Origin of the sequence: Haloarchaeobius sp. HME9146, from assembly GCF_025399835.1 — an archaeon.
GTDB lineage: Archaea > Halobacteriota > Halobacteria > Halobacteriales > Natrialbaceae > Haloarchaeobius.
The window spans coordinates 1,774,750-1,796,739 of the sequence record NZ_JAODVR010000001.1 but is presented as its reverse complement, the minus strand read 5'-3'; the positions used below and the strand labels follow the sequence as shown (position 1 = coordinate 1,796,739).

Genomic DNA, 21,990 nt, shown 5'->3' with positions numbered 1-21,990 from the left:
CGACGTGCACTGTCTCCCCCAACTACCGGGCGGAGTTGTTCACGAACACGACGGTCTCCGTCCCGGTCACCGTCAGGTTCACCGCGTGGCGCTGGTAGCCGTCACCGAGCAGTTCGCCGACGTGGTCGGCGTGGGTCGCCCGGGTGATTACGACCGGTGGCTGGCTGCCGAGGTGTACCTGGAGCCCCGAGATGGTGCGTGCACTGGCCGCCTCGGCGTCTGCCTGGGCCACGTACCACGCCAACGGGAGCCGGTGGTACCAGTTCTCGTTCTCGGCGTACACCGTCCAGGTACCGTTGCGCCAGCCCTCGCCGTCGGTGACCGGCAACCGGTCCGCGGCGCTCTCGTTGTCCATGGCGAAGAACGCGCCGTAGTACACCACGTCCGGGCCGTCCGTGTTCTGGCTCGCCGCGGTCTCGATGGCCGTCGCGACCGGCCCGAGGTCGGTCCCCGGCTGGCCGGCCTGCACGAGGGGGTTCTCCTCGCCAGCAGGGCTGCCGTACACCGTCGACACCGCCGTCGCGCCGGTGAGGCCGGTCGCGAACAGGAGGACGGCGACGGCGAGGCTCGCAGAGACCGTCCGGCGGTCCCCGACTGCAGCCCAGCCCCAGCGCCCGACCAGCCCGAGTCCCACCGCCGCGGGGATGGCCAGCGGGACGACCATGTGCACGAGCGCCCACTGGCCCTGCACCGCGACCAGCACCGGGTACGCCAGGACGCTGGCGAAGCCCCAGTAGCTTGCGAACGCGACGAGCTCGCGCTGTTCGCCCGCCCCGTATCGGTCGGCGAGGAATCCCACGACTGCGAAGAGGAGGAGGACGAACGCGCCACCCCAGAGGGCGGTCGCGAAGAAGGCGAACGAGTCGAGGAAGCTCAGGGTCTGGACGTTCCCGAAGTAGAGGGCCGTCATGTCGTCCCAGCTCTCGAAGAGGGCAGCCTCGACGACACCGGGCAGGAGCACCGGGTTCGTCAGGGCGGCCCCCAGGCCAGCCTCCCCGCGGGGCGCGTAGAACCCGATAGTCACGACCGCGACCATCGTCCCCGCGAGCAGCAGCGGTGCACGCCACAGGGTGAGCGTCTGCCCTGCCGACGAGCCACGGAGTACCTCACCGAGGACGAAGCTTCCGAACACGGCCCAGGCCACGGTGTAGACCAGTGCGACCGGGCCGATACCCGTGAGCAGCCAGACCACCGCCAGCGCACCGGTGAGCGTGGAGAGCCGATGCCCGTCACCGCCCTCGGGGAGTACCCAGCGGGTCGCCCGGAGCGCGACGAGCACCGACACGATGGTCACGAACCGGGACTCCACGAAGAGCGTGACCACGACCGGGTTCAGGAGTGCGACCAGCACGACCGCCCCATCGATGCGGCCGAGCAGCCACTCGGGGACGAGTTCGATGCCGTCGTCGACCGGGTCGTAGTCGAGCGGGCGCACGAGGACCCGATGGTCCAGGACGAGTGCGCCGGCCCCGATCCACATCGCGAAGTATAGCAGTGCGTTCTCCTTCGCCGCGACCGCGAGCGCGCCCGAAAGGGCCGTGGCGTAGAGGTACCGAGGGGAGCCTGTGTCGGCGAGTCGCACGAGGAAGCCCAGCGTGACCAGGGCGAGGGCGGCGACGAGCAGGTCGCTCCGGGCGAACCGGGAGTAGTACAGCAACACGGGATTCATCGCGAGGAAGCCCGCAAGCGCGAGTACCTCGACGTTGCGGAGGCGCTCGCGGAACAGCCACGTCGCGAGGGGCAGGAGGCCGCCGACCACGGCGACCGTGAGTCGGGCCATCGCGTCCGAGGGCCCGAAGGTCGAGAATAGTAGTTCGTTCGCGTGCGCGAGGAGCGGCCCGTGCATCACCGGCCGATACGTCCAGACACCCGTCTCGACGGTGGTCATCACCGCATACCCGAGCCGGGCCTCGCTCCAGTGCGCCGACCGCTCGCCGAGCCAGAGCACCCTGGCGACCAGGGCGAGCATCGTCATGCCCAGCACGCCAGCGAGCACTCGCCGGTCCGTGGGTCTCACCTGCTCGGGCTTCTCGACCAGTGCCGGCCCTGACTCGGCGATTGCTCCCGGCTGGTCGTCCCCCCGGACCGAATCCGCATCCATTGGCCACCGAAGCGTCTCCCGAGGTTGAAACCTTTTGGGTTCACCGGAGACGGTGGACGCTCGGCGGGGGAGATGGAGATGCTGAAAACGGGAGAGACGGTTTCAGACCAGCAGCAGCGGGACGGCCATCGTGAGGAGGATACCGACGAGCATCGTGACGAAGCCGATTCCCGCCGCGCTCGCGCCGAACTCTTGCATCGGCGAGGTCACGCGCCCGTCCTCGTCGCCGTGATCGTGGTGGTCGTCGTGGTCGTGGTCCGCGTGTTCGACGTCCTCGGTCTCGTCGCTCATACTCGCGAGTAGCGACAGTGGCTACCTGAAAGTATCGAAACTGACCACGGTCGAAACGGTCAAACACCACACGCCCGAACCACCACGTAGTAGATGCCCCTCACGAAGCGTATCATCCCCTGTATCGACGTGGACCTGGACGAGGACGGCAACGCCGCCGTATACACCGGCGTGAACTTCGAGGACCTGAAGTACACCGGTGACCCGGTCGAGATGGCTCGCCGGTACAACGAATCCGGTGCCGACGAGTTCGTCTTCCTCGACATCACGGCCTCGGCGGAGGGTCGCGAGACGATGCTCGACACGGTCAGCGCGGTCGCCGACGAGGTGTTCATCCCGCTCACCGTCGGGGGTGGCATCCGGACCAAGGAGGACATCAAGGAGACGCTTCGTGCCGGTGCGGACAAGGTCTCTATCAACTCTGGTGCACTGAAGAACCCGGACCTCATCAACGAGGGCGCTCGCGCCTTCGGGAACCAGTGCATCGTCATCTCGGTCGACTCCCGCCGTCGCTTCGACGAGCAGGGCGAGTACTACGCCGAGGTCGACGGCGAGTCCTGCTGGTTCGAGTGCACGGTCAAGGGCGGCCGCGAGGGCACCGGCCGCGACGTGGTCGAGTGGGCGCAAGCGGCCGAAGAACGCGGTGCTGGCGAGCTGTTCGTGAACTCCATCGACACCGACGGAACCAAAGACGGCTACGACATCCCGGTCACGAAGGCGGTGTGTGATGCGGTCGATACGCCCGTCATCGCCTCCTCCGGCTGTGGTGGCCCCGAGCACGCCCGCGAAGTGTTCGAGGACGCCGGTGCGGATGCGGCCCTCGCCGCCTCCATCTTCCACTTCGACGAGTACACCATCCGCGAAGTGAAGGAGTACCTCGACGAACACGACGTGCCGGTCCGGCTCTGAGCAGGCGACGGAAGCCACGCCGAATCAGCAACCCTGAACGCGTTCTCTCCCGTTTTCCATCCTGCCGAGCGGCAGGTATTTCCACGTGACACCGTACTGTAGGTTAGAGAATGGGCTGGGAGTGTGACAACTGCGGGTCGGTGTCGACGACGCCACCCTGCGACGAGTGCGGCCACGAACACGGCGAGTACACCGGCTTCGTCTGGGTCTGCACCGAGTGCGGCAAGCAGTCGACCCGGAACAACCCGCCGTGTGTCCGGTGTGGCAACATGGGTCTGGAGAAGCGGAAACCCGACTACCAGGACGTGGAGACCGAGGCCGCCGGCGTCGGCTGGCTGACCGTCGCGAAACCGTTCGCCCCCGTCATCGCCGTCATGCTCCTGGTCGCCGCGCTGTTCGTGACCGGTGTCATCCCGTTTCCGCTGGGCGACCAGCAACCGACCGTGTCGAACGCCCCCGGGAACGCGACGACCGCGAACGGCATCGACCTCGCCGCGGTGGAGGCCGACGTACAGATGCAGGTGAACGACTTCCGGGCCGAACAGGGAGAGGGGACCCTCGAACAGGACGAGACCGTCACCGCGATGGCGACGTTCGCCAACCAGGCGCGTGTCGCAGAGGACTACGACGGCGGCCAGGTGCGCGGGCAACTCGGTGACTTCTCGCCCAGCTGCCAGCCCAGTGGCTACTTCTTCGGGTCTATCGAGGAAACCACTGGTTCACGCATCACCGACTACGATAGCGCTGACGCGCTCGCCGACAGCGTCGCGGATTCACTCCTCTCGGACGGCCAGTCCAGACAGACCGTCATCGACGCGAACACGACCTACGCCGTCGACGTGCACGTCGCGCCAGACGGCCGCATCTACGTCGCGCACCTCTTCTGCTGAGGACTCCGGCGAACTGGCGGGACGCGTCGCTGCCTGTCGGAGCGAGCGAGACGAGTAGACTGCTCCGAAGAATCAGGCCGCGTTCTCGAACGCGGTGCGGAACGCCTCGGTCTTCTCCTGCACGCGCTTTGCGGCCGTCTCCAGCGCGTCGAGCGGGGCGGTCCCCTCGTACGTCTTGACGGTGAGGATGGGCTCTGTCTGCCCACCGGACTGCTCGGGGTTCATGTCGTACGTCGCGGCACTGACGCCCTCCGTCTCCAGGAGCGCACCCTTGAGGACGTTCATGAACGTGTGGTCCTCGCCAGCGATCTCGACGTGGAGTTCCTGCTCGAGGTTCTCCGTGACGGTGAGTTCCATGTGTCTTCGTGGTCGGTGGCGGCGTTTACAGGTTTCGGAACTGGTCGTCGTCGAATCTGTTTCATGAGTCGTCTTCATTCTCGATTGAATCGGGGACTGGACTGTGAGCAACCAGTGAATCGCTTCGTTTTCGGGAACGTTTGGAGACGTCAACACCCAGAAAGCCCCGACCGTCTCGACTCCCGCGGCTCGTTGCGCTCCTCGGCCAGAGGCCTGCGGTGCTTACGTCGCCGGGGTTCGCCGAGACGGTCGCCCCTTTCACTCCCAACCACCGCACAGCACCGCAACCACACCCTCCCCAGCCGATTGCGGTCCTCACTCCGCTTCGTGGTTCGAGAGAACGGAGTTCTCTCGTCATCACGAAACGGCTCTGCCGTTTCGAACGACTCCGTTGCGGTCCTCATCCCTCGCGCAACTACAGCTCGCGGCCTCACTGACGTTCGGCACGCTCCCAGCGCGCGCCAGTCGGTTCGTCGAGTCTGAGAAGCAGAAGACCGTAAATCCGAGAAACTAGAACGAGGACGCGGTCACCACGTCCCGTGGAACGTGTCGAACGCCAGGTTCTCCAGCGGTTCCTCGCCGATGGCTATCTTGTACTCCTGGGGGGTGAGCATCGGCTTGTGGAACTGCGGGCCGTCGTCGGTCGTGATGCGCGGACAGCCTGTGTTGACGAACGCGTCCATGTCGAAGTTACGCAGGCGGTCCGGCGTGACCTCGTCCATGGTGATGAGGTAGGCGTTGTCGTTGTTGTCGACGATCTCCTCGGCGATCTCCCAGCGCCCCTGCCCGATCTTCGTGCAGAAGATGACGCCGAACTTCTCGGCGTCCATGGCGCGGTGGACCGCGCCGTAGCGCTGCTTCATGAACTTCTCCGTGTCGGCCACGGTGACGACGTTGTTGACGGGGTCGGCGATGACGACCTTCTTGTCGGGGTGTTCCATCGCGAGGCCGAGCGGGTGGAACTTGCCGCCGCCGACGTAGAGTATCTGGTCGGCGTCGATGTCCGCGGAGGCGTAGTTGCAGCCGAGGACCTGCCCCTCGTGGGTGAGGCGGTCGTCGCCCTTGCGAGTGTGGACGTCGAAGCCCTGCTCCGTGAGCCACTCCTTCATCTCCTCGAAGCGGTTCATGTGCTGGGCGGTCGTGACGAGACCCACGTCGCCCGTTTCGAGCTCCTCCTCGACGGCCTGCTCCATGATAGGGCCGACCTCGACGTTGGAGAACAGCGGGACGTAGATGATCTTGTCCGACTCCTTCATCGGGGAGTGGCCGAAGTGGACGAACACGTCGGTCCGGCGCATGAGGAAGGTGTCGAGGTCGCAGGCACCGTAACACGGCTGGCCGGAGATGAGGACGGTGACCTCGTCGGGCAGGAGTTCGCGGAGGTCGTCGGCGACCTTCGGGCCGCGGCGTTTCAGTCCCTCGGGGAACTGCAGGCCGACCTTGGTCGCGTCGCGCTCCTCGACCGCCTCGATGATGCGGTCGAGTTCGTAGTCCCACTCGCGGTCGTGCTTGAGGGACATCCCTGTGTTCCGGAGGTCCCCGTCAGAAAGCGACTCGTTGCTCATTAGCCTCGATTAACTGGGGCGGACGGTTAACTTCCGCGGTTCCGAATCCGGTCGCCTGTGCCCTATGTGGGCTGGTGGCGGGGAGAACGGTCGTCGAGCGAATCGCTCCCGTCGTAGCCTGTCGTTCGTCAGTTACGACGGGTCGATGGTCCGGAACATGGCTTCGTAGTCAGCCGGTTCGAACGCGTCTTGCAGGTCCCTGGTCTCGGAACTGAGCCGTGACAGCCGGCCGCGATTGCTGCTGGTCGCCCGGCGCGCTGCCGCGAGCAGTGCGTCGAGTCGGTCGACGTAGGTCGCTCGCGTGACCAGCCGGTCGACGCTCTCGCGGAGTTCCTGTCGTTGCACGGGCGAGGAGAGTCGCTCGTCACACGGCAGGTCGTGGCTGGCAGACGACGCGAGAGACACGATGGCGCACTCCCTGGTGTGTCGGCTGATGGTGCGCACCAGATCGTCGTGGCTCGCTCGCCCGACGCCGCCTGCGACGAGGACGACCGCGGCCTGTTTGGCGGTCGCGACCGCTTCGTCGAGGATGCCTGTCGCGATGATGTCGTAGGTGCCACTCTCCAGCCACGTCGAACAACGCTGTCGTGTCAGTTCGTCGTCGGCGACGACGAGTACCGTCGGGGGGCGCTCGACCATCTTAGATTACACAATGGAACATAGGTATATCAAGTGGTGAGCTCGTTCATGAATCGTTCAGACCGTTCAAAAAAGTCTAACGCTGCAGAAATCGCCGGTTATCTGATTCGCACCCGAACCCGGACGATGCGCACACCCACCGCGTCACATCGCCAGCCCGGGTGCTGCGCGGGAGGTGAGATGGATTTATTCTACCGGGCGTACTTCCCCCAGTGATGACCCAGCAGGACGATGAGGAAGACGAGGTCCTCCGCCTCACACTCAAGGTCGCACACCCGGACTGCTGGTCGCTCCAGGTCACCGACCAGCACGACGCCGGGCTGATGAACCACGGGGCGTTCCCCCTCTCGGACGGCAACATCAAGGGGCTGTTCACGGCGTTCGGCGACACCAGGGACGAGGTGGCCGAGCTGGTCGACGCGACGCGCGACTCACCGCTCACGCAGTCCGTCCTCGAACTCTCGGGCGGTCTCAAGATGAACGCCGATGGGTTCGACCCCGGCAACGCGACCCAGGACATCTTCGTCGAGTACTCCGAGGCGGATAGCATCGAGCCCGCGCTCACCTCGAACGGGTTCATCCACGAGGGACCCGTCCGCATCTACGACGGGTACGAGTACTGGCCGGTCGTCGCGCAGTGTCCGCGAGGTGAACTCGAGAACCGACTGGAGACGGTCCGCGAGGAGAAGGATGCAACCATCGATGTCCAGCACATCTCCTCGGTCCAGTCGCTCTCCGGTGGGTCCACCCAGTACCTCCAGTTGCTCTCCCAGCGCCAGCGCGAGGTGTTCGAACTCGCCCGACGGGAGAACTACTACCAGTGGCCACGCGAGGTGTCCCTGCAGGAACTCGCCGACGAGCTCGATATCTCGAAGACGACGTTCACCGAACACCTCCGGAAGGCCGAGGCCAAGCTGCTCAACGACATCCGGTGAGCCGGCCAGCTGGGTCGCGCGAATTGCCGCGAATCTGCTTCCAAAGCGTTGAAACCTGTCCACTCCGTAGCCGCGTCCATGAGCATCGAAACGAGCGGCGACGCGGCCGAAGAGACGACCGTCGTGGACCAGCGCGCCCAGGAACTCGGCGAGGCCATCCGCGACCTGCCGGAGTTCGAGCGCTTCCACGAGGCCCAGCAGGCCGTCGAGGAGTCCGAGGAGGCCCAGGAGAAGATCGACGAGTTCGAGCAGGTCCGCCAGGAGTTCATGCTGGCTCGCCAGACCGGACAGGCCTCCCAGGAGGACCTCCAGAACCTCCAGGAGACCCAGCAGGAGCTGCACGACATCCCCGTGATGGCGGAGTACATCGACGCCCAGAACCGCCTCGATGCCCGCCTCGAAGCGGTCAACGACACGCTTTCGGAGACCATCGGCCTCGACTTCGCCGACGAGGCGAGTGGCTGCTGTAACGACTGACGGTCCCGCCACCGACCCCGTCGCGCGCAACAGGCAAGCGCTGGCGGAACAGGTAGCTATTTTACCGACGCTCGTGGCCGTTACGACATGTTCGTACTCGTCAATCTGAAGGCATACCCGTGTGACCCGGTCGAGGTCGCGACAGCGGCAGCGAACGTGAGCGACGACTCTGGCGTCCGTATCGCGGTGGCACCACAGGCCGCGCACCTGCAGCGCGTGGCAGCGACCGGCGTCGAGACGTGGGCCCAGCACGTCAGCCCGGTCGAGCACGGCAGCCACACCGGCAGCACGCTGGCCGAGGCCGCGGCTGACGCTGGCGCGGTCGGCACGCTCCTGAACCACTCCGAGAACCGGCTGAAGCTCGCCGACATCGACGGCTCCTTGCGAGCAGCCGAGCGCGCGGACCTGGAGACCATCGTCTGTGCGAACAACCCGCGCCAGATCGGTGCGGCCGCCGCGCTGGGGCCGGACTCGGTCGCGGTCGAGCCCCCGGAACTCATCGGGACCGGGACGCCCGTGAGCCAGGCCGACCCGGACATCGTCACCGGCGCGGTCGAGGCCGCCGAGTCGGTCGACGAGAGCGTCGACGTCCTCTGTGGTGCCGGCATCTCGACCGGTGACGACCTCGAAGCCGCCGGCGAACTCGGGTCGACCGGCGTCCTCCTCGCCTCCGGTGTCGCGAAGGCCGAGGACCCGCGTGCCGCGCTCGAAGACCTCGTCTCCCCGCTCTGAAGCGGGCCATCCAGACCGACCGAGCAGACCACGGTGGTCCTCGCTTTCGTATTCCCCCGACAGCGTATGCGCTAGCTGTCACGAGACCGTGCACCCGGAGTAAGGGTTTTGTACGTCTCGGGTGAGTTGCACCTATGACCGACGCGCAGGTCTTCGTGTCGCACGCGGCCGAGGACCTCGAACTGGCCCAGGAGCTCTTCGGGACGGTGCGGAACCTCCCTATGGATTTCTATCTCGCCATGGAGGAGATCGAGTCGGGCCGAACCCGCACAGACCTCAAGGGGCGGCTCGCGAACTCCGACCTCGTCATCGCGCTGTTCACTCGCGACCACGTGACCGAGCCGTGGGTGAACCAGGAGGTCGGGTTCGCCGTCGCCAAGGGCGTCCCGGTGCTGCCGATGTACGACGAGGGCGTCGACCGACCGGGCTACATCGCGAACGTCGAGGGCGTCCAGCTCGACCGTGACGAGATACCGGTGACCGTGTTCAACCTGCTCTGTCGCCTGCGTGCCGAACTCGCGCCACTCGGCACGCTCTCGACGCCGAACTGGTACGTCCGGTTCCCGTGTAACTTCGAGGGCTGTAACCATCCAGTGATTCTGGACATCGACGCGACGCAGAAAGGCCTCTGGCAGCAGTACAAGCACAACCAGCCGCTGCTTGCGACCTGTGACGAGTGCAACTCGCGGTACCTGTTCAACCCGGTCACGCTGGGCTACGTCGAACGGCAGGACCCGGCCGGCCCGGCGACCCAGTGACTAGAACTCCGCGTCGAGTCGTTCGTACGCCCGCTGTACGGCCTTGAACGCGGCTCTGCTCCCGCCCGCCCGGTCGGGATGGACCTCCTTCACGCGCTCGATGTACGCATCACGCAGTTCCTCCGCGTCCGACGCCCCGTCGATGCCGAGCGTCTCGTAGGCTTCGGCCTGTCGCATGCGGACGTTCGTGACGATGCCGCGGCTCCGGGCGAGTTCCAGACAGTCCGGGCAGAAGTTCTCGGTCCGCCTGTCGTTGATCTCGACACGGTAGAGTTCGACCGAGCACCACTCCTTGCACTGCGAACAGAGGTTGCGGGTCTGTATCGCCTTCGAGGGTTCCTTGTTCGCGAGTTCGGTCGCCGTCTCGCGTTCGGCGTCCTGTCGACGGTCCTCGTCGACGTCGTCGGTCTCCTCCTCCTGGGGCGCGTGTTCGCTGCACGTCGCACAGCAGAGCACGCTCGTTCCGTCCGGGAGCAGTATCTCGTCGAGGTCCGAGACGGGGAACTCCCTGGTACAGCCGTCACATTCGCGGCGGCGGTCCCCGAGTTCTGCCTTGCTACTGACGGACTCGGCGAACGTTCGACACTCCGGACAGCAGATGGATTGCTTCCCACCCGGCATGTCGACGACGGCGAGGTTGTCGAGCGCGAACTCCCGTGAACACCCGTCACAGGCCCGGCGACGCTCGCCGAGTTCAGCCTTGGTGCTGACGGACTCGGCGAACGCTCGACACTCGGGACAGCAGACGGAGCGTGAGCCGCCGGGCATCTCGACGGTGGTCAGGTCCGCCAGCGAGAACGCTCGCGAACAGCCGTCACACTCGTGTTCGTCTCGTTCGAACTCCGCCCTGGAGCTGACGGACTCGGCGAACGCTCGACAGTCCGGACAGCAGACCGATCGTGAGCCGCCGGGCATCCGGACGGTGGCCAGGCGCTCGAGGGAGAACTGGCGGTCGCAGCCGTCACAGGATTGTCGGTCGGCCACAGCCATCGCTTGTCCCGTTGGGTTTCATCGTATATGAGTTTTCAGTGTCCAACACACGGATTTCGGGACCCGGTGGGGCCGTGCCCCTGCCGGGTCGGCGGCGCCAGCGGCCCGGAGGCTGCACCGACGTTGTTAACTAATCTCGTTCGTTTTGTTAAGAAATACCATCCTACCCCCGATTCGTAGCAGCCGACTTAATAACGTTCGGACGACTACCGTCAGGCAATGAGTGACGATTGTACGACCGAGTCGTGTGACTGTTCCGATTCGGTGTCGAAGGAAGCGGGGTCCGTTGCCTCGGTAGCCGACGCCCCCGCGACGGCGCGACTCGACGTGCCCGACATGGATTGCCCGTCCTGTGCGAGCAAGGTGGACGGGAGCGTCTCCGGCGTCGACGGCGTGCTCGCGGTCGACACGCGTCCGACCACCGGGACGCTAGTCGTCGGGTACGACCCCGACCGGACCGGCCGCGGGGCCATCGTGGCCGCGGTGGAGGGCGCTGGCTACGCGGTACGCGACGAGGACGACGAGAGCGACGACACGGTCTGGACCAGCCCGCGCGGGCTGAAGACCATCGCCTCCGGCAGCTTCGTCGCGCTGGCCCTCGCGGTCATCGTCGTCGGGATGAACCCCGTCCTCGCGACGGCCCTCGAGCAGTCCTACACGCTCTCCGACGCCCTGTTGCTCGGGGCGGTCGTCGCGGGCGGGCAGGTCATCCTCCGCAACGGCTACTACTCCGCGAAGAACCTGAGCCTCGACATCGACTTCCTGATGACGGCGGCCATCCTCGCCGCGACGGGCATCACCGTCTTCGTGCCCGGCGAGAACCTGCTCATCGAGGCCGCCTCGCTGGCGTTCCTCTTCAACGTCGCCGAGTTGCTCGAACGGTTCTCGGTACAGCGTGCCCGCCGGTCGCTCGACGAGTTGCTCGACCTCGCGCCCGAGACGGCCGTGGTGCGACGCGACGGCGAACAGGTCGAGATTCCCGCCGAGGACGTCCGCGTCGGCGAGGTCGTCCTCGTCCAGCCCGGCGAGAAGATTCCGGTCGACGGCCTCGTCCGTGACGGCGAGTCCGCGGTGAACCAGGCCCCCATCACGGGCGAGTCCGTCCCGGTCGACAAGGCCCGCGGCGACGAGGTGTTCGCAGGAACGGTCAACGAGCAGGGCTACCTCGAGGTCGAGACGACCGCGCCCGCCAGCGAGTCCACGCTGGCGCGCATCGTCGACCTCGTGACCGACGCGCAGTCGAACAAGACCGAGCGCGAGCGGTTCGTCGAGCGCTTCGCCCAGTACTACACCCCGCTGGTGACGAGCGTCGCGATTCTCGTCGCCGCGGTCCCACCGCTCCTGTTCGGTGCGGACTGGGTCCACTGGGCGGTCAACGGCATCGGCCTGCTCGTCATCGCCTGCCCGTGCGCGTTCGTCATCTCGACGCCCGTGAGCGTCGTCTCCGCGGTGACCAGCGCGGCCAAGCGCGCCGTCCTCGTGAAGGGCGGTGACCGACTGGAGACGATGGGCGACGTGGACATCGTCGCCGTCGACAAGACCGGGACCCTCACTACGGGCGAACTCGCCGTCACCGACGTCGTCCCCCTGAACGGGAACAGCGAGGAGGACGTGCTCCGGTGCGCTCGCGGGCTGGAGAGCCGGTCCGAACACCCCATCGGCGACGCCATCGTCAGCCACGCAGCACAGAACGGGGTCGAGCACCACGAGGTGTCGGGCTTCGAGAGCCTGACCGGTGAGGGCGTGAAGGCCACGCTCGGGGACGTGCCCCACTACGCGGGCAAACCCGACCTGTTCACCGACCTCGGGTTCGACCTCGACCACGTCCACCTGACCACCGACGGGGGGGTCGCCCGCCCCGAGATGCGCCAGCAGTGCGAGCGCGAAGGCTGTCTCGACCTCGTCGAGGACACCATCCCCCGACTCCAGAACGAGGGGAAGACGGTCGTCCTCGTCGGGACGGAAGACGCCCTCGAAGGGGTCATCGCGGTCAGCGACACGGTCCGCGAGGGGGCCAGGGAGACGGTCGCCGCGCTCCGGGACCGGGGGCTCTCGGTCGTCATGCTCACCGGCGACAACGAGGGCACGGCTCGCGCCGTCGCGGACCAGCTCGGTATCGACGAGTACCGCGCCGACCTGCTCCCCGAGGACAAGACCGACGCGGTCGCCGCCCTCAAGGAACAGGGAACGGTCGCGATGGTCGGCGACGGCGTCAACGACGCACCCGCGCTCGCGACCGCCGACGTGGGCATCGCGATGGGCGCGGCCGGCAGCGACACCGCCATCGAGACGGCGGACATCGCCCTGCTGACCGACGACCTCTCGCGCCTGCCCTACCTGGTCGACCTCGCCCGGAAGACCAACGGCGTCATCCGCCAGAACGTCTGGGGCAGTCTCGCGGTGAAGGCCGTCCTCGCGGTCCTCATCCCCGTCTTCGCAATCCCGCTCTGGCTCGTCGTGCTCGCCGGGGACGTCGGAATGACGACCGCCGTCACGGGTAACGCGATGCGGCTCGCCCGGGTTTCGGCCCCTGACGGGGACTGACCAGGGCCACGGTTCTCTCGTCTGCTCGTCGAGTCGATGACCCAACACCTTTGCTGACCGGGGGCGCACTCACCCGGTATGGCCTCCACCGAGTCCGCCTACGATTGGTTGACGCTCGACGAAGACGAGGAGATCGTCTGGTCGGGCATCCCCGACGCCAAGAGCATCTATCCCGCCCTCATCATCGGGTTGCCGCTGTGTCTCGTCCTCATCGGCATCCCCATCGTCGTGGGGGCGTACCTCCAGCGCGAGAACACCGAGTACGTCGTCACGACCGACGGCCTCTACAAGAAGACCGGTATCCTCTCGCGAGACGTCCAGAAGATCGACTTCGACAAGGTCCAGAACATCTCCTTCAGCGAGAGCTTCCTCGGCAAGCAGTTCGGTTTCGGGAACGTCGACATCTCCACCGCCGGCGGCTCCGGCGTCGAGATGCAGTTCATGGCCGTCTCTGACCCCAAGCAGGTCCAGGAGCTCATCAACAAGCGCATCAAGCAGGCCCGTGGCACGCAGAAAGACGGCGACGAGGACAAAGAACAGGTGCTCAACGACATCCTGGTCGAACTCCGCGCCATCCGCGAGTCCTTCGAGCGCATCGAGGGCGAGACACCCGACTCGAACCAGGCGGGCAGTACCGACGACTTCGACTGGGAGAACACCGACCGATGACCGAGTCGTGGTTCACCGCCGACGAGGGCGAAGAGGTGCTGTGGACGGCGAAGCCACGCATCCAGTCGGTCCTGCCGTCGCTGCTGGTGAGCCTGTTCGTCCTCGCCGGTGCTGCGACCCTCGTAGTGGTCACCGGCGAAACCCTCATCGTCGTGGTGGGGCTCGTCATCGCCCTTCTCCCACCCGTCGCCGCGTACTTCCAGGTCATCAACACGGAGTACCTCGTGACGAACCAGGCGTGTTACCGCAAGACCGGCGGGCTCTCCCGGACCGTCCTGAGCGCGGACTTCGAGAGCGTCCAGAACTCCTCGTACGAGCAGTCCGCGGTCGGGAACCTGTTCGGCTACGGGACCGTCGAGATAGACACGGCCGGTGGCGGCGGGACGGAACTGGCGTTCTGGAACGTCGAGGACCCCGCCAGCGTCCAGCGGATCGTGCTCTCACAGAAACAGCGGTACGAATCGACGACGGACATCCCGGGCAGCCTCGACCAGTGGCGCGCCGTGCGCGACGAGGTGCGTCGGCTCAGGAATGCAGTCGAACGGTACGAAGTCACGAAATCCCACGGCGAGCGGTGATTACAGACTGGCGCTCCCCCCGGTGCGACAGTGTGTTTGAAACCCTTGAACCAGCCGCCGGGAACCGGCGGCCGGCAGCTATCGTGCTGTGCCCGAGTCACCAATCCCCCTTGGCAGTGACTCGGGGTCGGCAGTGTGAGCCGATTGAATCGTCGTCTCCCCCATGCCTGACCGAGTTGTCTCGGCCATGACGATTCTCACTGTCGCCGTGGGCACCTGTAGAGAGGCAGTCTTCAACCAAATGTATGCCCTCACTACGACGTTACGAAGTATACGTTCGGTGAAAGAAGGGCAACGTTACCGATGGCGACTACGGACTGAACCACCTGCTCGGGCAGAGTAGTGACAGACTACCCATCCCGAAGAACTGCTTAGGTGCCCGCTCAGTCTCTCGGTTTCGACGAACGACGGTATCCCCCCTCGCGACAGCACGCGTCGGAGAATATCGGCACCATACCAGCCGGCGAAACTGACAGGAGACCGGACGAACCGGTCTCAGAGGACGGTGCCGTGCTTCTTGTCCGGCAGTTCCTTCTCGACGGTCTCGTAGAACCGGAAGCGGTTCTCGAGTTCCGTGCGCAGCGACGACGGCGGGACGATCTCGTCGATGACGACCTCGCTGGCCATGCGGTGGATGTCGATGTCCTCGCGGTACTCCTCGCGGAGTTCGGCCTCGCGTTCGGCGCGCTCGTCGGGGTCGTCGATGGCGTTGAGCTTGTTCGCGTACACCGCGTTGATGGCGGCTTCGGGGCCCATGATGGCGATCTCGCCCGAGGGCAGCCCGATGGTGCTCTCCGGGTCGTACGCCGGCCCGGACATCGCGTAGATACCGGCCCCGTACGCCTTGCGGACGACGACGCACTGCTTGGGGACGGTCGCGCTGGAGGTGGCGTAGATCATCTTCTTGCCCTTCTCCAGGATGGCGTCCTTCTCGACCTGCGAGCCGGCCATGAAGCCGGGGGTGTCGGCGAGGTACAGCAGCGGGATGTTGAACGCGTCCGACTTCCAGATGAACTCCGCGGCCTTCTCGGCGGCGTCGGGGAAGATGGCCCCGGCGCGGTGGGCCGGCTGGTTCGCGACGATACCGACCGGGCGACCGTCGATGCGGGCGTACGCCGTGATTATCTCCTTGCCGTAGTCCGGCCGGAGCTCGAAGTACGAGCCCTCGTCCACGATGCGGTCGATGACGTCGGTCATGTCGTAGCCGCGGTTCGGCTCCTGCGGGATGATGCCGTCGATGCCCTCCGGCGACTTCGCGGGCGCGACCGGGTCGGCGCGCGGCGGCTTCTCGTCGGAGTTGTTCGGCAGGTAGGTGATGAGCTGGTCGACGAGTTCGCGGGCGTGCTCCTCGTCCTCGGCGACGAGGTCGGCGCTGCCGGACTCCTCGGCGTGGACGTGCGCGCCGCCGAGGTCCTGCATGGAGATGTCCTCGCCGGTGACCATCTGGACCATGCGCGGGGAGGCGATGGCCATCGCGGACATCTCCTCGACCATGATGGTGAAGTCGGCGAAGACGGGCGTGTACGCCGCGCCGGCGATACACGGCCCGTACAGCACACAGATCTGCGGGACGCGCCCGGAGAGCATCGAGTGGTTGTAGTAGTACTTCCCGATGCCCTCGCGGTTGGCGAAGAAGCCGGTCTGCTGGTCGATGCGCCCGCCAGAGGAGTCCATCAGGTACAGCACCGGTTTCGCCGTCTTCAGGGCGCGCTCTTGCATCCGGAGGAACTTCTCGACGCCCTTCGCGGCCATCGACCCCGCCTTGACGGTGAAGTCGTTCGCCATGAAGTGCACGTCGCGGCCCTCGAACTCGGCCGCCCCCGTGATGAGCCCGTCCGCCGGAATCTGGTCCTCGTTGTCGAACTCGGCGAACTTGCCGTCCTCGAACAGCAGCCCATCGTCGCCGAACCAGAGGTCGATGCGGTCACGGACGAACAGCTTGCCCTGGTCCGGGAGCCGCTCTTTGTACTTCTCAGGGCCGCCCTTGAGTATCTCCTCGATCTCCGCGATGAGGTCCTCCTCGCGCTCGGTCGGGCCGAGGTCGTCGTCGGCCGGAGTCGAATCGCCACCGCCACCGCCAGCGTCGGCGTCGGCGGGTGGTTCCGGAGCCGCCTCGACTGCGGTGGGGTCGTCGGCCTGCCCGACGTACACCTCGACCTCGTCGCCGACGTGCTCTGCGAGCGCCGCGGCGATGGCGGAGGCTTCCTCTTCGGACGCCCCCTCGTTGATACGCACCTTCATGCATCGCCATGCGAAGGGTGCAGTGAGAAAGGTTTCCCTTTCTGGTAGGCACGAATGTTGCCACCAGCGTCACGCGGGCGACCGCCGCACGGTCCCGACCGAATGGGCTGTGCTACCGACCCACGTCCCTGGCTGTTTATGAACCTCAGACCACGGCACGACGCTTTGTGACCGCCCGGAAGGCCGAACGAGCCAGACTCACTCCGGTCGCGAAGAGCCCGGTGACGCCGCCCAGGACGCCAACCACTACGAGGTGTTCGGGACCAAACTGGACAGCGTCTGCTTCGAGCTCCGCGATGGCGGGTTCACCATCGACGCGCCGTCCCGTCATGAACTCATCGGCGAAGAGACCAGTATCTGACCGTTCGGCTCCGATACCGCCGAGGTAACGGGACGGTAAGCACAGAATTCGGCCGTTACGATACCGCCTTACTTCTAAGTTCGCGATTAGCTATCACCGCTGCACTTCTATCCTGTAATCTGATGTATCCGGCTCCACGGGACGACATCGACGCCCGCCTTCGCGGGTACTGGCACTGGCTCGGCGCGGTGCTGTTCGTCCTCGTCGCGCTCGACCTCGGCACCACCCTGGTCGCGGCCCGAGTGGTCGGGACGGACGGCGAAGCGAACCCGCTCGTGCGCTGGGCGCTCGAACAGGGTCTCCACGTCGTGCTCCTCCTGAACGTGCTCGCGGTCGTCCTCGTCGTGTTGCTGTTCCACATGCTGCTGGAGACGATTCGAGTGACGCCGTCTCGCTTCCGTGGGTCGTTCATGCTCCTGTTCGAACTGTGGATCGCGGGGCTGTTGCTGCTCGGCCTGTTCTTGCTCGCGAACAACCTGACCGTGATATTCACCGGTGCGAGCTTGCTCTGAGACGGGTGGACTCGACCGGTGGGCCGGCCCTACGCCAGCGCGGCTTCGAGCCGTTCGATGAGCGACTCGTTCCCGATGTGGACCGGGACGCGCTGGTGCAGTTCGGTGGGTTCGACGGACAGGAGCGACTGGGTCCCGTCCGAGGACGCGCCGCCTGCGGTCTCGACGATGTGCCCGATGGGAATCCCCTCGAACTGGAGCCGAAGCTTCCCGTTCGGGGCCGACTCCAGGGCAGGGTAGGCGAAGACACCGCCGTAGGTCATCACCTGGTTCACGTCGGAGATCATCGCACCGCCGTAGCGGAGCTTGAGCTCGTCTTCGATCTCTCGCGCATACGCTTCGAACTGGGCGGGCCAGTCCGGCACGCGCCCGCCGAAGCCGTACACGACCGGGTCCTCGGGCAGGGTGAGGTCCTCCCGGACGACCGACCGCTCCCCGTCGCTGATCTCGTACTCGGTGACGGTCCCGTCGAGCGCGACGGTCATCGTGGTGATGGGTCCGTAGAGCACGTACGCCGCGCCGAGGAGGTCCTCGCCCTTCGCGGGCAGGTCCTGCTCGTACACGCCGACGATGGTCCCCATCGCGGCGTTGGGTTTGAGGTTCGAGGAGCCGTCGAGCGGGTCGACCGCGACGGCGACACCCTCGCCGCACTCGACGATATCCTCGCGCTCCTCGCTCGCGTACTGGCCGACGCCATCGATGGCCGTGATGGCGTTCTGGAGCAACTGGTCTGCCCAGACGTCGGCCGCGACCTGCACCTCGCCGCTCGGGTTCTCCTCGTCGACCTTGGTCCGGCGGCCCACCAGCCCGTGACGAATCTTGGGCGCAGCGGTCGCCACAGTGTCCATTATCTCCTCGACCGTGGCGTGCAGGTCGGTCGCGTGCATCATTCGAGCGCTTCCTCGGCGGATGCCTCCTCGTAGATGACCTTCTCGAGGGCGTCGAGTATCGCGACCGGGTCCTCACGCTGGAAGACGTTGCGGCCGACGGCGAGACCCTTGCCGCCCGCGTTCATGCACTCCTCGACCTGCTTGAGGAACTCGTAGTCGGACGTCTTCGAGCCGCCGGACATGACGACCTTGACCCGACCGGCAGAGTCGACCGCCCACTGCATCGCCTCGGGCGTGCCGGGATACTTCACCTTCGCGATGTCGGCACCCAGTTCGAGCGCCTGTCGGGCCGCGTAGGCGATGGTGCTGGACGAGCGGTCGTTCTTCAGGCCCTGCCCGCGCGGGTACGACCACATGACCATCGGGAGGTCGTGCTCGCGGCCGGCCTCCTGGGCGTCGCGGAACTCCTCGGCCATCTCTATCTCGTGGTTCGAGCCGCCGTACAGCGTGAACCCGAGTGCGTCGGCACCGAGCTCGGCGGCGTACTCGACCGAGCAATTCACTGCAGAATCGGGCTCGCCCATCCACATGTTGGACGTCCCGTTGAGCTTCAACAGGAGGTTCACGTCGTCCTCGTAGGAGGGGTAGTATGTCTCGGCGACGCCCTTCTGGACGGCGAACGCCGTCACTGCGTCGTGGGTCGCTACGTCGAAGACGGTCTCGGGATTGACCGTCTCCGGGACCGGCTCGAAGTCGACCGGTCCGTGTTCCAGCCCGTGGTCCATCGCCAGAATCAGTACCTTTCCGTCGCGCACGATGGGAGAGTCGTCGATGGGGCGCATTCAGTTGGAAGTACCCGTAACTGACTATATAATAGTGGTGGTCGGTTTTCGTTCAGAAGATATCCCCTAAATCTGCGTTATAGTGTCTCTAAGCTGTTTTGAGTGGTCTAAATAGACGCGGGAAAACCACTACAGATATAGTAAAAATCTATCGCCGCCCGTGGGGCGTGCTCGTCGGGCTCACGGGACGTTCCGCAGGCTGTTCGTGTCGGGTGTCCTGCCGGAACGCGTCCCTCGCGCGCCGGGGCGAAAATCGGTTTCCGGCTTACTGTGCGTCCCGCGCCGCGAATCGCCACGTCCGCGCCTGCATCACGTTCACGTCGAGGGCGTCGGCGAGGGCCTGTGCGTCCACGCCGGCGAGCTGGCTGACAGACGAGATGCCGGCCTCGGCGAGGTTGTCGGCAACCCAGTCGTTCACGACGCGCTCGACCGGTGTCGGTCGCTCGTGCTCGGCCCAGATGTCTATCGCCTCGCGCTCGACCGGGTCGTACTCGGGGACGCCGAGGTCCTCCCAGTCGGCGGTGCTCGCGGCGACCCAGTCGCGCTCGCCCGCCTGAAGGCCGCCCATCTCCTCGGCGCGGTCGTCCAGCCCGTCGCCCATGCGGGACGCCCACGTCAGCGAGTAGTGCCGGCGGATCTCGCCGGCGACCTCCTGGTCGACCCCGGCCTCCACGAGGTCCATGTAGGTGACACGCTTCTCCGCGAGGTCGTCGGGTGTCACGTCGGCGTCTGCAAGCTCGTCGACGGCGGCCGGTGAAACCTCTTCGAGCGCGTCGGCGGCGTCCGCGTCGGCGACGAGTTCCCGTCCGCCATGGTCGTCGGCACCCATCTGTACTCGTCTGTATCTACCGGTACCCCGACTTCAATCTTGCCGTGGTCTCACGGGGTACCCCTACCGGTTTCGCGGGTCGGTCAGTCGTTCGAGTGCCTCCCGAACGGCCGGTTTCGCGCCGACGAAGGTGATTCGGTCCCCGTGCTCCAGTCGCTCGTCGGCATCGGGGACGGAGGTCTCGTCGCCACGGGTCAGGGTGACGAGGAAGGCCCGCTCCGGCAGGTCGGCAGCGACCGCGCCGACGGTCAGCCCCGCCATCGACGTATCGACCACGAACTGCCGGATGTCGCCCTCGCGGAGGAGTGCGGTGAGCCATCCCGGTCTGGCCGTGGTCTCCCGCGGAGTGATGCCCTCGATGGCCCACAGGTGCAACACCGAGCCGGCCAGCGGGCGACCTCCCAGTTCCTTCACCATCTCGACGGCGTCGGGGTCGTCCGCCCGGACGAACACCGGGTCGACGTCGAACCGCTTCCGGAGGAGCCGGGTGATGTGGACGTTGGTCCGGTCGTCCCCGGTCGCGACGACGGCACGGTCGGCGTCGGCGGCACCGGCCGCCCGGAGCACGACGGGGTCGGTCGCGTCGCCCCGGTGGACCGTGAAGCCGGCGTTGCGTCCCGCCTCGACCGCGCTCGGGTCGCGGTCGACGAGTTCGATGCGCTCTCCCCCGGCGTCGTACTGACGGGCCATCGCGCGCCCGACCGCGCCACCGCCGACGATGAGGACGCGGGGTGGGGTCACCTCGAACAGGTCGGCGAGCGACCGGGCGAGTCCACCCTCCACCACGACGCTCGTGATGATGACGAGGAACACCGTCCCGACGAGGATGGACGCGCCGGTCGGGTCGAACTCCCGGAGCTCGAGCGCGAACAGGGTCGCGACGCTGGCCGGGACGATGCCCCGGGGCGCGACGAAGCTCATGAACAGCCTGTCGGGGATGTCGAAGGTGCTGCCCCACGTGGAGACGAACACCGACAGGGGGCGGACGACCAGCAACACCACGGCCACCACGAGCACCCCGCCCATCCCGAGGACGAGCAGTTCGTCGAATTCGACGAGGGTGGTCAGGATGATGAACACGAACGAGAGCAACAGGACCGTCACGTCGTCCTTGAACGAGGCGATGTCGGCTTCGTAGGCGAGGTTCGCGTTGCCCAGCACGACACCCGCGGTGGCCGCCGCCGCGATTCCGGCCTCACCAGCGACAAGTTCGGCGGTCCCGTGCGCGACGACGGCGCTGGCGAGCACGAGCAGTCGCGCGTTCTGGGGCGCGTTCCACGGCGAGTGCTCGACCGCCTCGAACAGGTACCAGAGGAAGCCGGCGACGACGACCCCCACGAGCGCGCCGACGAGCAGACGATGGCCGAACGCCATCGTCACGTTCGCCAGCGTCGGGTTCTCGGCGGTCAGGGCCTCGAAGGTCGCCACGGCGAGGATGGCCGCCGTCACGTCGTTGATGATGCTCTCGACCTCCAGCGTGGCCGCGACGCGGGGACGTACCCGGACCACGGAGAGGATCGGCGTGATGACCGTCGGACCGGTCGCGACCAGGAGCGCCCCGACGAGCAGGGAGACGCCCCACGTCGCGTTCAGGAAGAACCGCACCGCGACGGCGGTTCCGAGGAACGAGATGAGTACTCCCACGGTGATGAGCGTGATCGTCGCCGAGGGAGCGCGTTTGAACGTCTTCGACTTGAGGTTGAACGCCCCCTCGAAGACGATGATGGCGACGCTGATGCCCACGATGACCGAGAGCGCGTCGCCGAAGGTCGCGGGCTGGACGAGACCGACACCCTCCGGTCCGAGCAGGAGGCCGACGAGCACCAGCAGCGGGACGCTGGGCAGGCGGAGCCGGTCAGCGATGACCTGGGCTGCCACGCCGAGCCCGACGACCGCGACCACGACCGTGAGGAGTTCCGACACATAGGGAGAGAGGCGTG

The 21,990-nt window shown here is 66.4% G+C and carries 22 protein-coding genes; 10 read left to right on the top strand and 12 right to left on the bottom strand.

What is annotated here, in order from left to right; genetic code table 11:
• Positions 1–22: 22 nt before the first annotated feature.
• The gene (locus N6C22_RS09285; protein ID WP_261650821.1) at positions 23–2,101 is read right to left on the bottom strand and encodes a flippase activity-associated protein Agl23; all 2,079 of its coding nucleotides are present in this window, start codon (positions 2,099–2,101) and stop codon (positions 23–25) included.
• 102 nt (positions 2,102–2,203) lie between these two features.
• Complete coding sequence (locus tag N6C22_RS09280; protein ID WP_261650820.1) at positions 2,204–2,392, bottom strand: hypothetical protein; 189 nt, start codon at positions 2,390–2,392, stop codon at positions 2,204–2,206.
• 93 nt (positions 2,393–2,485) lie between these two features.
• Between N6C22_RS09280 and hisF the strand changes: the two genes are divergently transcribed.
• A complete protein-coding gene (hisF, locus tag N6C22_RS09275) occupies positions 2,486–3,301 on the top strand; it encodes an imidazole glycerol phosphate synthase subunit HisF (RefSeq protein WP_261650819.1) in 816 nt (271 codons plus the stop codon).
• Positions 3,302–3,411: 110 nt separating this feature from the next.
• Entirely contained in the window at positions 3,412–4,191 is a 780-nt protein-coding gene (locus N6C22_RS09270) for a hypothetical protein (RefSeq protein WP_261650818.1), read from the top strand.
• A gap of 72 nt (positions 4,192–4,263) precedes the next feature.
• On the opposite strand, the gene N6C22_RS09265 is transcribed toward N6C22_RS09270, so the two are convergent.
• The 3 genes from N6C22_RS09265 to N6C22_RS09255 all read right to left on the bottom strand — a co-directional run bounded on the left by N6C22_RS09265 (position 4,264) and on the right by N6C22_RS09255 (position 6,752).
• Complete coding sequence (locus N6C22_RS09265; protein ID WP_261650817.1) at positions 4,264–4,548, bottom strand: DNA-directed RNA polymerase subunit L; 285 nt, start codon at positions 4,546–4,548, stop codon at positions 4,264–4,266.
• Between the two features lie 527 nt (positions 4,549–5,075).
• Positions 5,076–6,113 carry a diphthamide biosynthesis enzyme Dph2 gene (gene dph2 / locus N6C22_RS09260; RefSeq protein WP_261650815.1) on the bottom strand — a complete coding sequence of 346 codons (1,038 nt, stop codon included), beginning with the start codon at positions 6,111–6,113 and terminating at the stop codon, positions 5,076–5,078.
• A 132-nt stretch (positions 6,114–6,245) separates the two neighbouring features.
• Positions 6,246–6,752 (bottom strand): response regulator, encoded by a 507-nt coding sequence (locus N6C22_RS09255; protein WP_261650814.1) that lies wholly within the window; start codon positions 6,750–6,752, stop codon positions 6,246–6,248.
• Positions 6,753–6,967: 215 nt separating this feature from the next.
• On the opposite strand from N6C22_RS09255, the gene N6C22_RS09250 reads away from it, so the two are divergent.
• From N6C22_RS09250 to N6C22_RS09235, 4 genes are all read left to right on the top strand, one after another.
• Positions 6,968–7,687 carry a helix-turn-helix domain-containing protein gene (locus N6C22_RS09250; protein WP_261650813.1) on the top strand — a complete coding sequence of 240 codons (720 nt, stop codon included), beginning with the start codon at positions 6,968–6,970 and terminating at the stop codon, positions 7,685–7,687.
• Positions 7,688–7,765: 78 nt separating this feature from the next.
• Positions 7,766–8,164, top strand: a complete 399-nt coding sequence (locus N6C22_RS09245) for a YlbF family regulator (RefSeq protein ID WP_261650812.1) — start codon at positions 7,766–7,768, stop codon at positions 8,162–8,164.
• 87 nt (positions 8,165–8,251) lie between these two features.
• Positions 8,252–8,896 (top strand): triose-phosphate isomerase, encoded by a 645-nt coding sequence (tpiA, locus tag N6C22_RS09240; RefSeq protein ID WP_261650811.1) that lies wholly within the window; start codon positions 8,252–8,254, stop codon positions 8,894–8,896.
• 134 nt (positions 8,897–9,030) lie between these two features.
• The gene (locus tag N6C22_RS09235) at positions 9,031–9,654 is read left to right on the top strand and encodes a toll/interleukin-1 receptor domain-containing protein (RefSeq protein ID WP_261650810.1); all 624 of its coding nucleotides are present in this window, start codon (positions 9,031–9,033) and stop codon (positions 9,652–9,654) included.
• Here the strand turns inward: N6C22_RS09235 and N6C22_RS09230 are convergent, their stop codons facing one another.
• Positions 9,655–10,644 carry a J domain-containing protein gene (locus tag N6C22_RS09230; RefSeq protein WP_261650809.1) on the bottom strand — a complete coding sequence of 330 codons (990 nt, stop codon included), beginning with the start codon at positions 10,642–10,644 and terminating at the stop codon, positions 9,655–9,657.
• A 219-nt stretch (positions 10,645–10,863) separates the two neighbouring features.
• Here N6C22_RS09230 and N6C22_RS09225 point away from each other — a divergent pair, with 219 nt between their 5' ends.
• The 3 genes from N6C22_RS09225 (at position 10,864) to N6C22_RS09215 (ending at position 14,435) form a co-directional block, all read left to right on the top strand.
• Complete coding sequence (locus tag N6C22_RS09225) at positions 10,864–13,188, top strand: cation-translocating P-type ATPase (RefSeq protein ID WP_261650808.1); 2,325 nt, start codon at positions 10,864–10,866, stop codon at positions 13,186–13,188.
• A gap of 78 nt (positions 13,189–13,266) precedes the next feature.
• Positions 13,267–13,857, top strand: a complete 591-nt coding sequence (locus tag N6C22_RS09220; RefSeq protein ID WP_261650807.1) for a PH domain-containing protein — start codon at positions 13,267–13,269, stop codon at positions 13,855–13,857.
• The gene (locus N6C22_RS09215) at positions 13,854–14,435 is read left to right on the top strand and encodes a PH domain-containing protein (RefSeq protein WP_261650806.1); all 582 of its coding nucleotides are present in this window, start codon (positions 13,854–13,856) and stop codon (positions 14,433–14,435) included. Before N6C22_RS09220 ends, N6C22_RS09215 begins: the two co-directional genes overlap by 4 nt.
• Before the next feature lie 495 nt (positions 14,436–14,930).
• Here N6C22_RS09215 and N6C22_RS09210 read toward each other — a convergent pair whose 3' ends face one another.
• Both N6C22_RS09210 and N6C22_RS09205 read right to left on the bottom strand, forming a co-directional pair.
• Positions 14,931–16,676 (bottom strand): acyl-CoA carboxylase subunit beta, encoded by a 1,746-nt coding sequence (locus tag N6C22_RS09210; RefSeq protein ID WP_261650805.1) that lies wholly within the window; start codon positions 16,674–16,676, stop codon positions 14,931–14,933.
• 145 nt (positions 16,677–16,821) lie between these two features.
• On the bottom strand, positions 16,822–17,007 hold the full coding sequence (locus N6C22_RS09205; protein WP_261650804.1) for a hypothetical protein: 186 nt from the start codon (positions 17,005–17,007) through the stop codon (positions 16,822–16,824).
• 152 nt (positions 17,008–17,159) lie between these two features.
• Here N6C22_RS09205 and N6C22_RS09200 point away from each other — a divergent pair, with 152 nt between their 5' ends.
• Positions 17,160–17,549: a hypothetical protein gene (locus N6C22_RS09200; RefSeq protein ID WP_261650803.1), complete on the top strand. Its 390-nt coding sequence runs from the start codon at positions 17,160–17,162 to the stop codon at positions 17,547–17,549.
• 29 nt (positions 17,550–17,578) lie between these two features.
• On the opposite strand, the gene N6C22_RS09195 is transcribed toward N6C22_RS09200, so the two are convergent.
• The 4 genes from N6C22_RS09195 to N6C22_RS09180 form a co-directional block, all read right to left on the bottom strand.
• A complete protein-coding gene (locus tag N6C22_RS09195; protein WP_261650802.1) occupies positions 17,579–18,439 on the bottom strand; it encodes a class 1 fructose-bisphosphatase in 861 nt (286 codons plus the stop codon).
• Entirely contained in the window at positions 18,436–19,221 is a 786-nt protein-coding gene (locus N6C22_RS09190; protein ID WP_261650801.1) for a class I fructose-bisphosphate aldolase, read from the bottom strand. The genes N6C22_RS09195 and N6C22_RS09190 overlap by 4 nt, the downstream gene beginning before the upstream one ends.
• 265 nt (positions 19,222–19,486) lie before the next feature.
• On the bottom strand, positions 19,487–20,050 hold the full coding sequence (locus tag N6C22_RS09185; protein WP_261650800.1) for a hypothetical protein: 564 nt from the start codon (positions 20,048–20,050) through the stop codon (positions 19,487–19,489).
• A gap of 63 nt (positions 20,051–20,113) precedes the next feature.
• Positions 20,114–21,973: a cation:proton antiporter gene (locus tag N6C22_RS09180; RefSeq protein WP_261650799.1), complete on the bottom strand. Its 1,860-nt coding sequence runs from the start codon at positions 21,971–21,973 to the stop codon at positions 20,114–20,116.
• Positions 21,974–21,990: the final 17 nt, after the last annotated feature.

Excerpts from the sequence above, each read along its gene's own strand:
- N6C22_RS09245 (WP_261650812.1), top strand. The coding sequence starts at position 7,766 with ATGAGCATCGAAACGAGCGGCGACGCGGCCGAAGAGACGACCGTCGTG.
- N6C22_RS09190 (WP_261650801.1), bottom strand. The coding sequence starts at position 19,221 with ATGCGCCCCATCGACGACTCTCCCATCGTGCGCGACGGAAAGGTACTG.
- N6C22_RS09205 (WP_261650804.1), bottom strand. The coding sequence starts at position 17,007 with ATGACGGGACGGCGCGTCGATGGTGAACCCGCCATCGCGGAGCTCGAA.
- N6C22_RS09220 (WP_261650807.1), top strand. The coding sequence starts at position 13,267 with ATGGCCTCCACCGAGTCCGCCTACGATTGGTTGACGCTCGACGAAGAC.
- N6C22_RS09185 (WP_261650800.1), bottom strand. The coding sequence starts at position 20,050 with ATGGGTGCCGACGACCATGGCGGACGGGAACTCGTCGCCGACGCGGAC.
- N6C22_RS09225 (WP_261650808.1), top strand. The coding sequence starts at position 10,864 with ATGAGTGACGATTGTACGACCGAGTCGTGTGACTGTTCCGATTCGGTG.
- N6C22_RS09210 (WP_261650805.1), bottom strand. The coding sequence starts at position 16,676 with ATGAAGGTGCGTATCAACGAGGGGGCGTCCGAAGAGGAAGCCTCCGCC.
- N6C22_RS09200 (WP_261650803.1), top strand. The coding sequence starts at position 17,160 with ATGTATCCGGCTCCACGGGACGACATCGACGCCCGCCTTCGCGGGTAC.
- dph2 (WP_261650815.1), bottom strand. The coding sequence starts at position 6,113 with ATGAGCAACGAGTCGCTTTCTGACGGGGACCTCCGGAACACAGGGATG.
- hisF (WP_261650819.1), top strand. The coding sequence starts at position 2,486 with ATGCCCCTCACGAAGCGTATCATCCCCTGTATCGACGTGGACCTGGAC.
- N6C22_RS09285 (WP_261650821.1), bottom strand. The coding sequence starts at position 2,101 with ATGGATGCGGATTCGGTCCGGGGGGACGACCAGCCGGGAGCAATCGCC.
- N6C22_RS09215 (WP_261650806.1), top strand. The coding sequence starts at position 13,854 with ATGACCGAGTCGTGGTTCACCGCCGACGAGGGCGAAGAGGTGCTGTGG.
- N6C22_RS09270 (WP_261650818.1), top strand. The coding sequence starts at position 3,412 with ATGGGCTGGGAGTGTGACAACTGCGGGTCGGTGTCGACGACGCCACCC.
- N6C22_RS09280 (WP_261650820.1), bottom strand. The coding sequence starts at position 2,392 with ATGAGCGACGAGACCGAGGACGTCGAACACGCGGACCACGACCACGAC.
- N6C22_RS09230 (WP_261650809.1), bottom strand. The coding sequence starts at position 10,644 with ATGGCTGTGGCCGACCGACAATCCTGTGACGGCTGCGACCGCCAGTTC.
- N6C22_RS09235 (WP_261650810.1), top strand. The coding sequence starts at position 9,031 with ATGACCGACGCGCAGGTCTTCGTGTCGCACGCGGCCGAGGACCTCGAA.
- N6C22_RS09250 (WP_261650813.1), top strand. The coding sequence starts at position 6,968 with ATGACCCAGCAGGACGATGAGGAAGACGAGGTCCTCCGCCTCACACTC.
- N6C22_RS09195 (WP_261650802.1), bottom strand. The coding sequence starts at position 18,439 with ATGATGCACGCGACCGACCTGCACGCCACGGTCGAGGAGATAATGGAC.
- N6C22_RS09255 (WP_261650814.1), bottom strand. The coding sequence starts at position 6,752 with ATGGTCGAGCGCCCCCCGACGGTACTCGTCGTCGCCGACGACGAACTG.
- tpiA (WP_261650811.1), top strand. The coding sequence starts at position 8,252 with ATGTTCGTACTCGTCAATCTGAAGGCATACCCGTGTGACCCGGTCGAG.
- N6C22_RS09265 (WP_261650817.1), bottom strand. The coding sequence starts at position 4,548 with ATGGAACTCACCGTCACGGAGAACCTCGAGCAGGAACTCCACGTCGAG.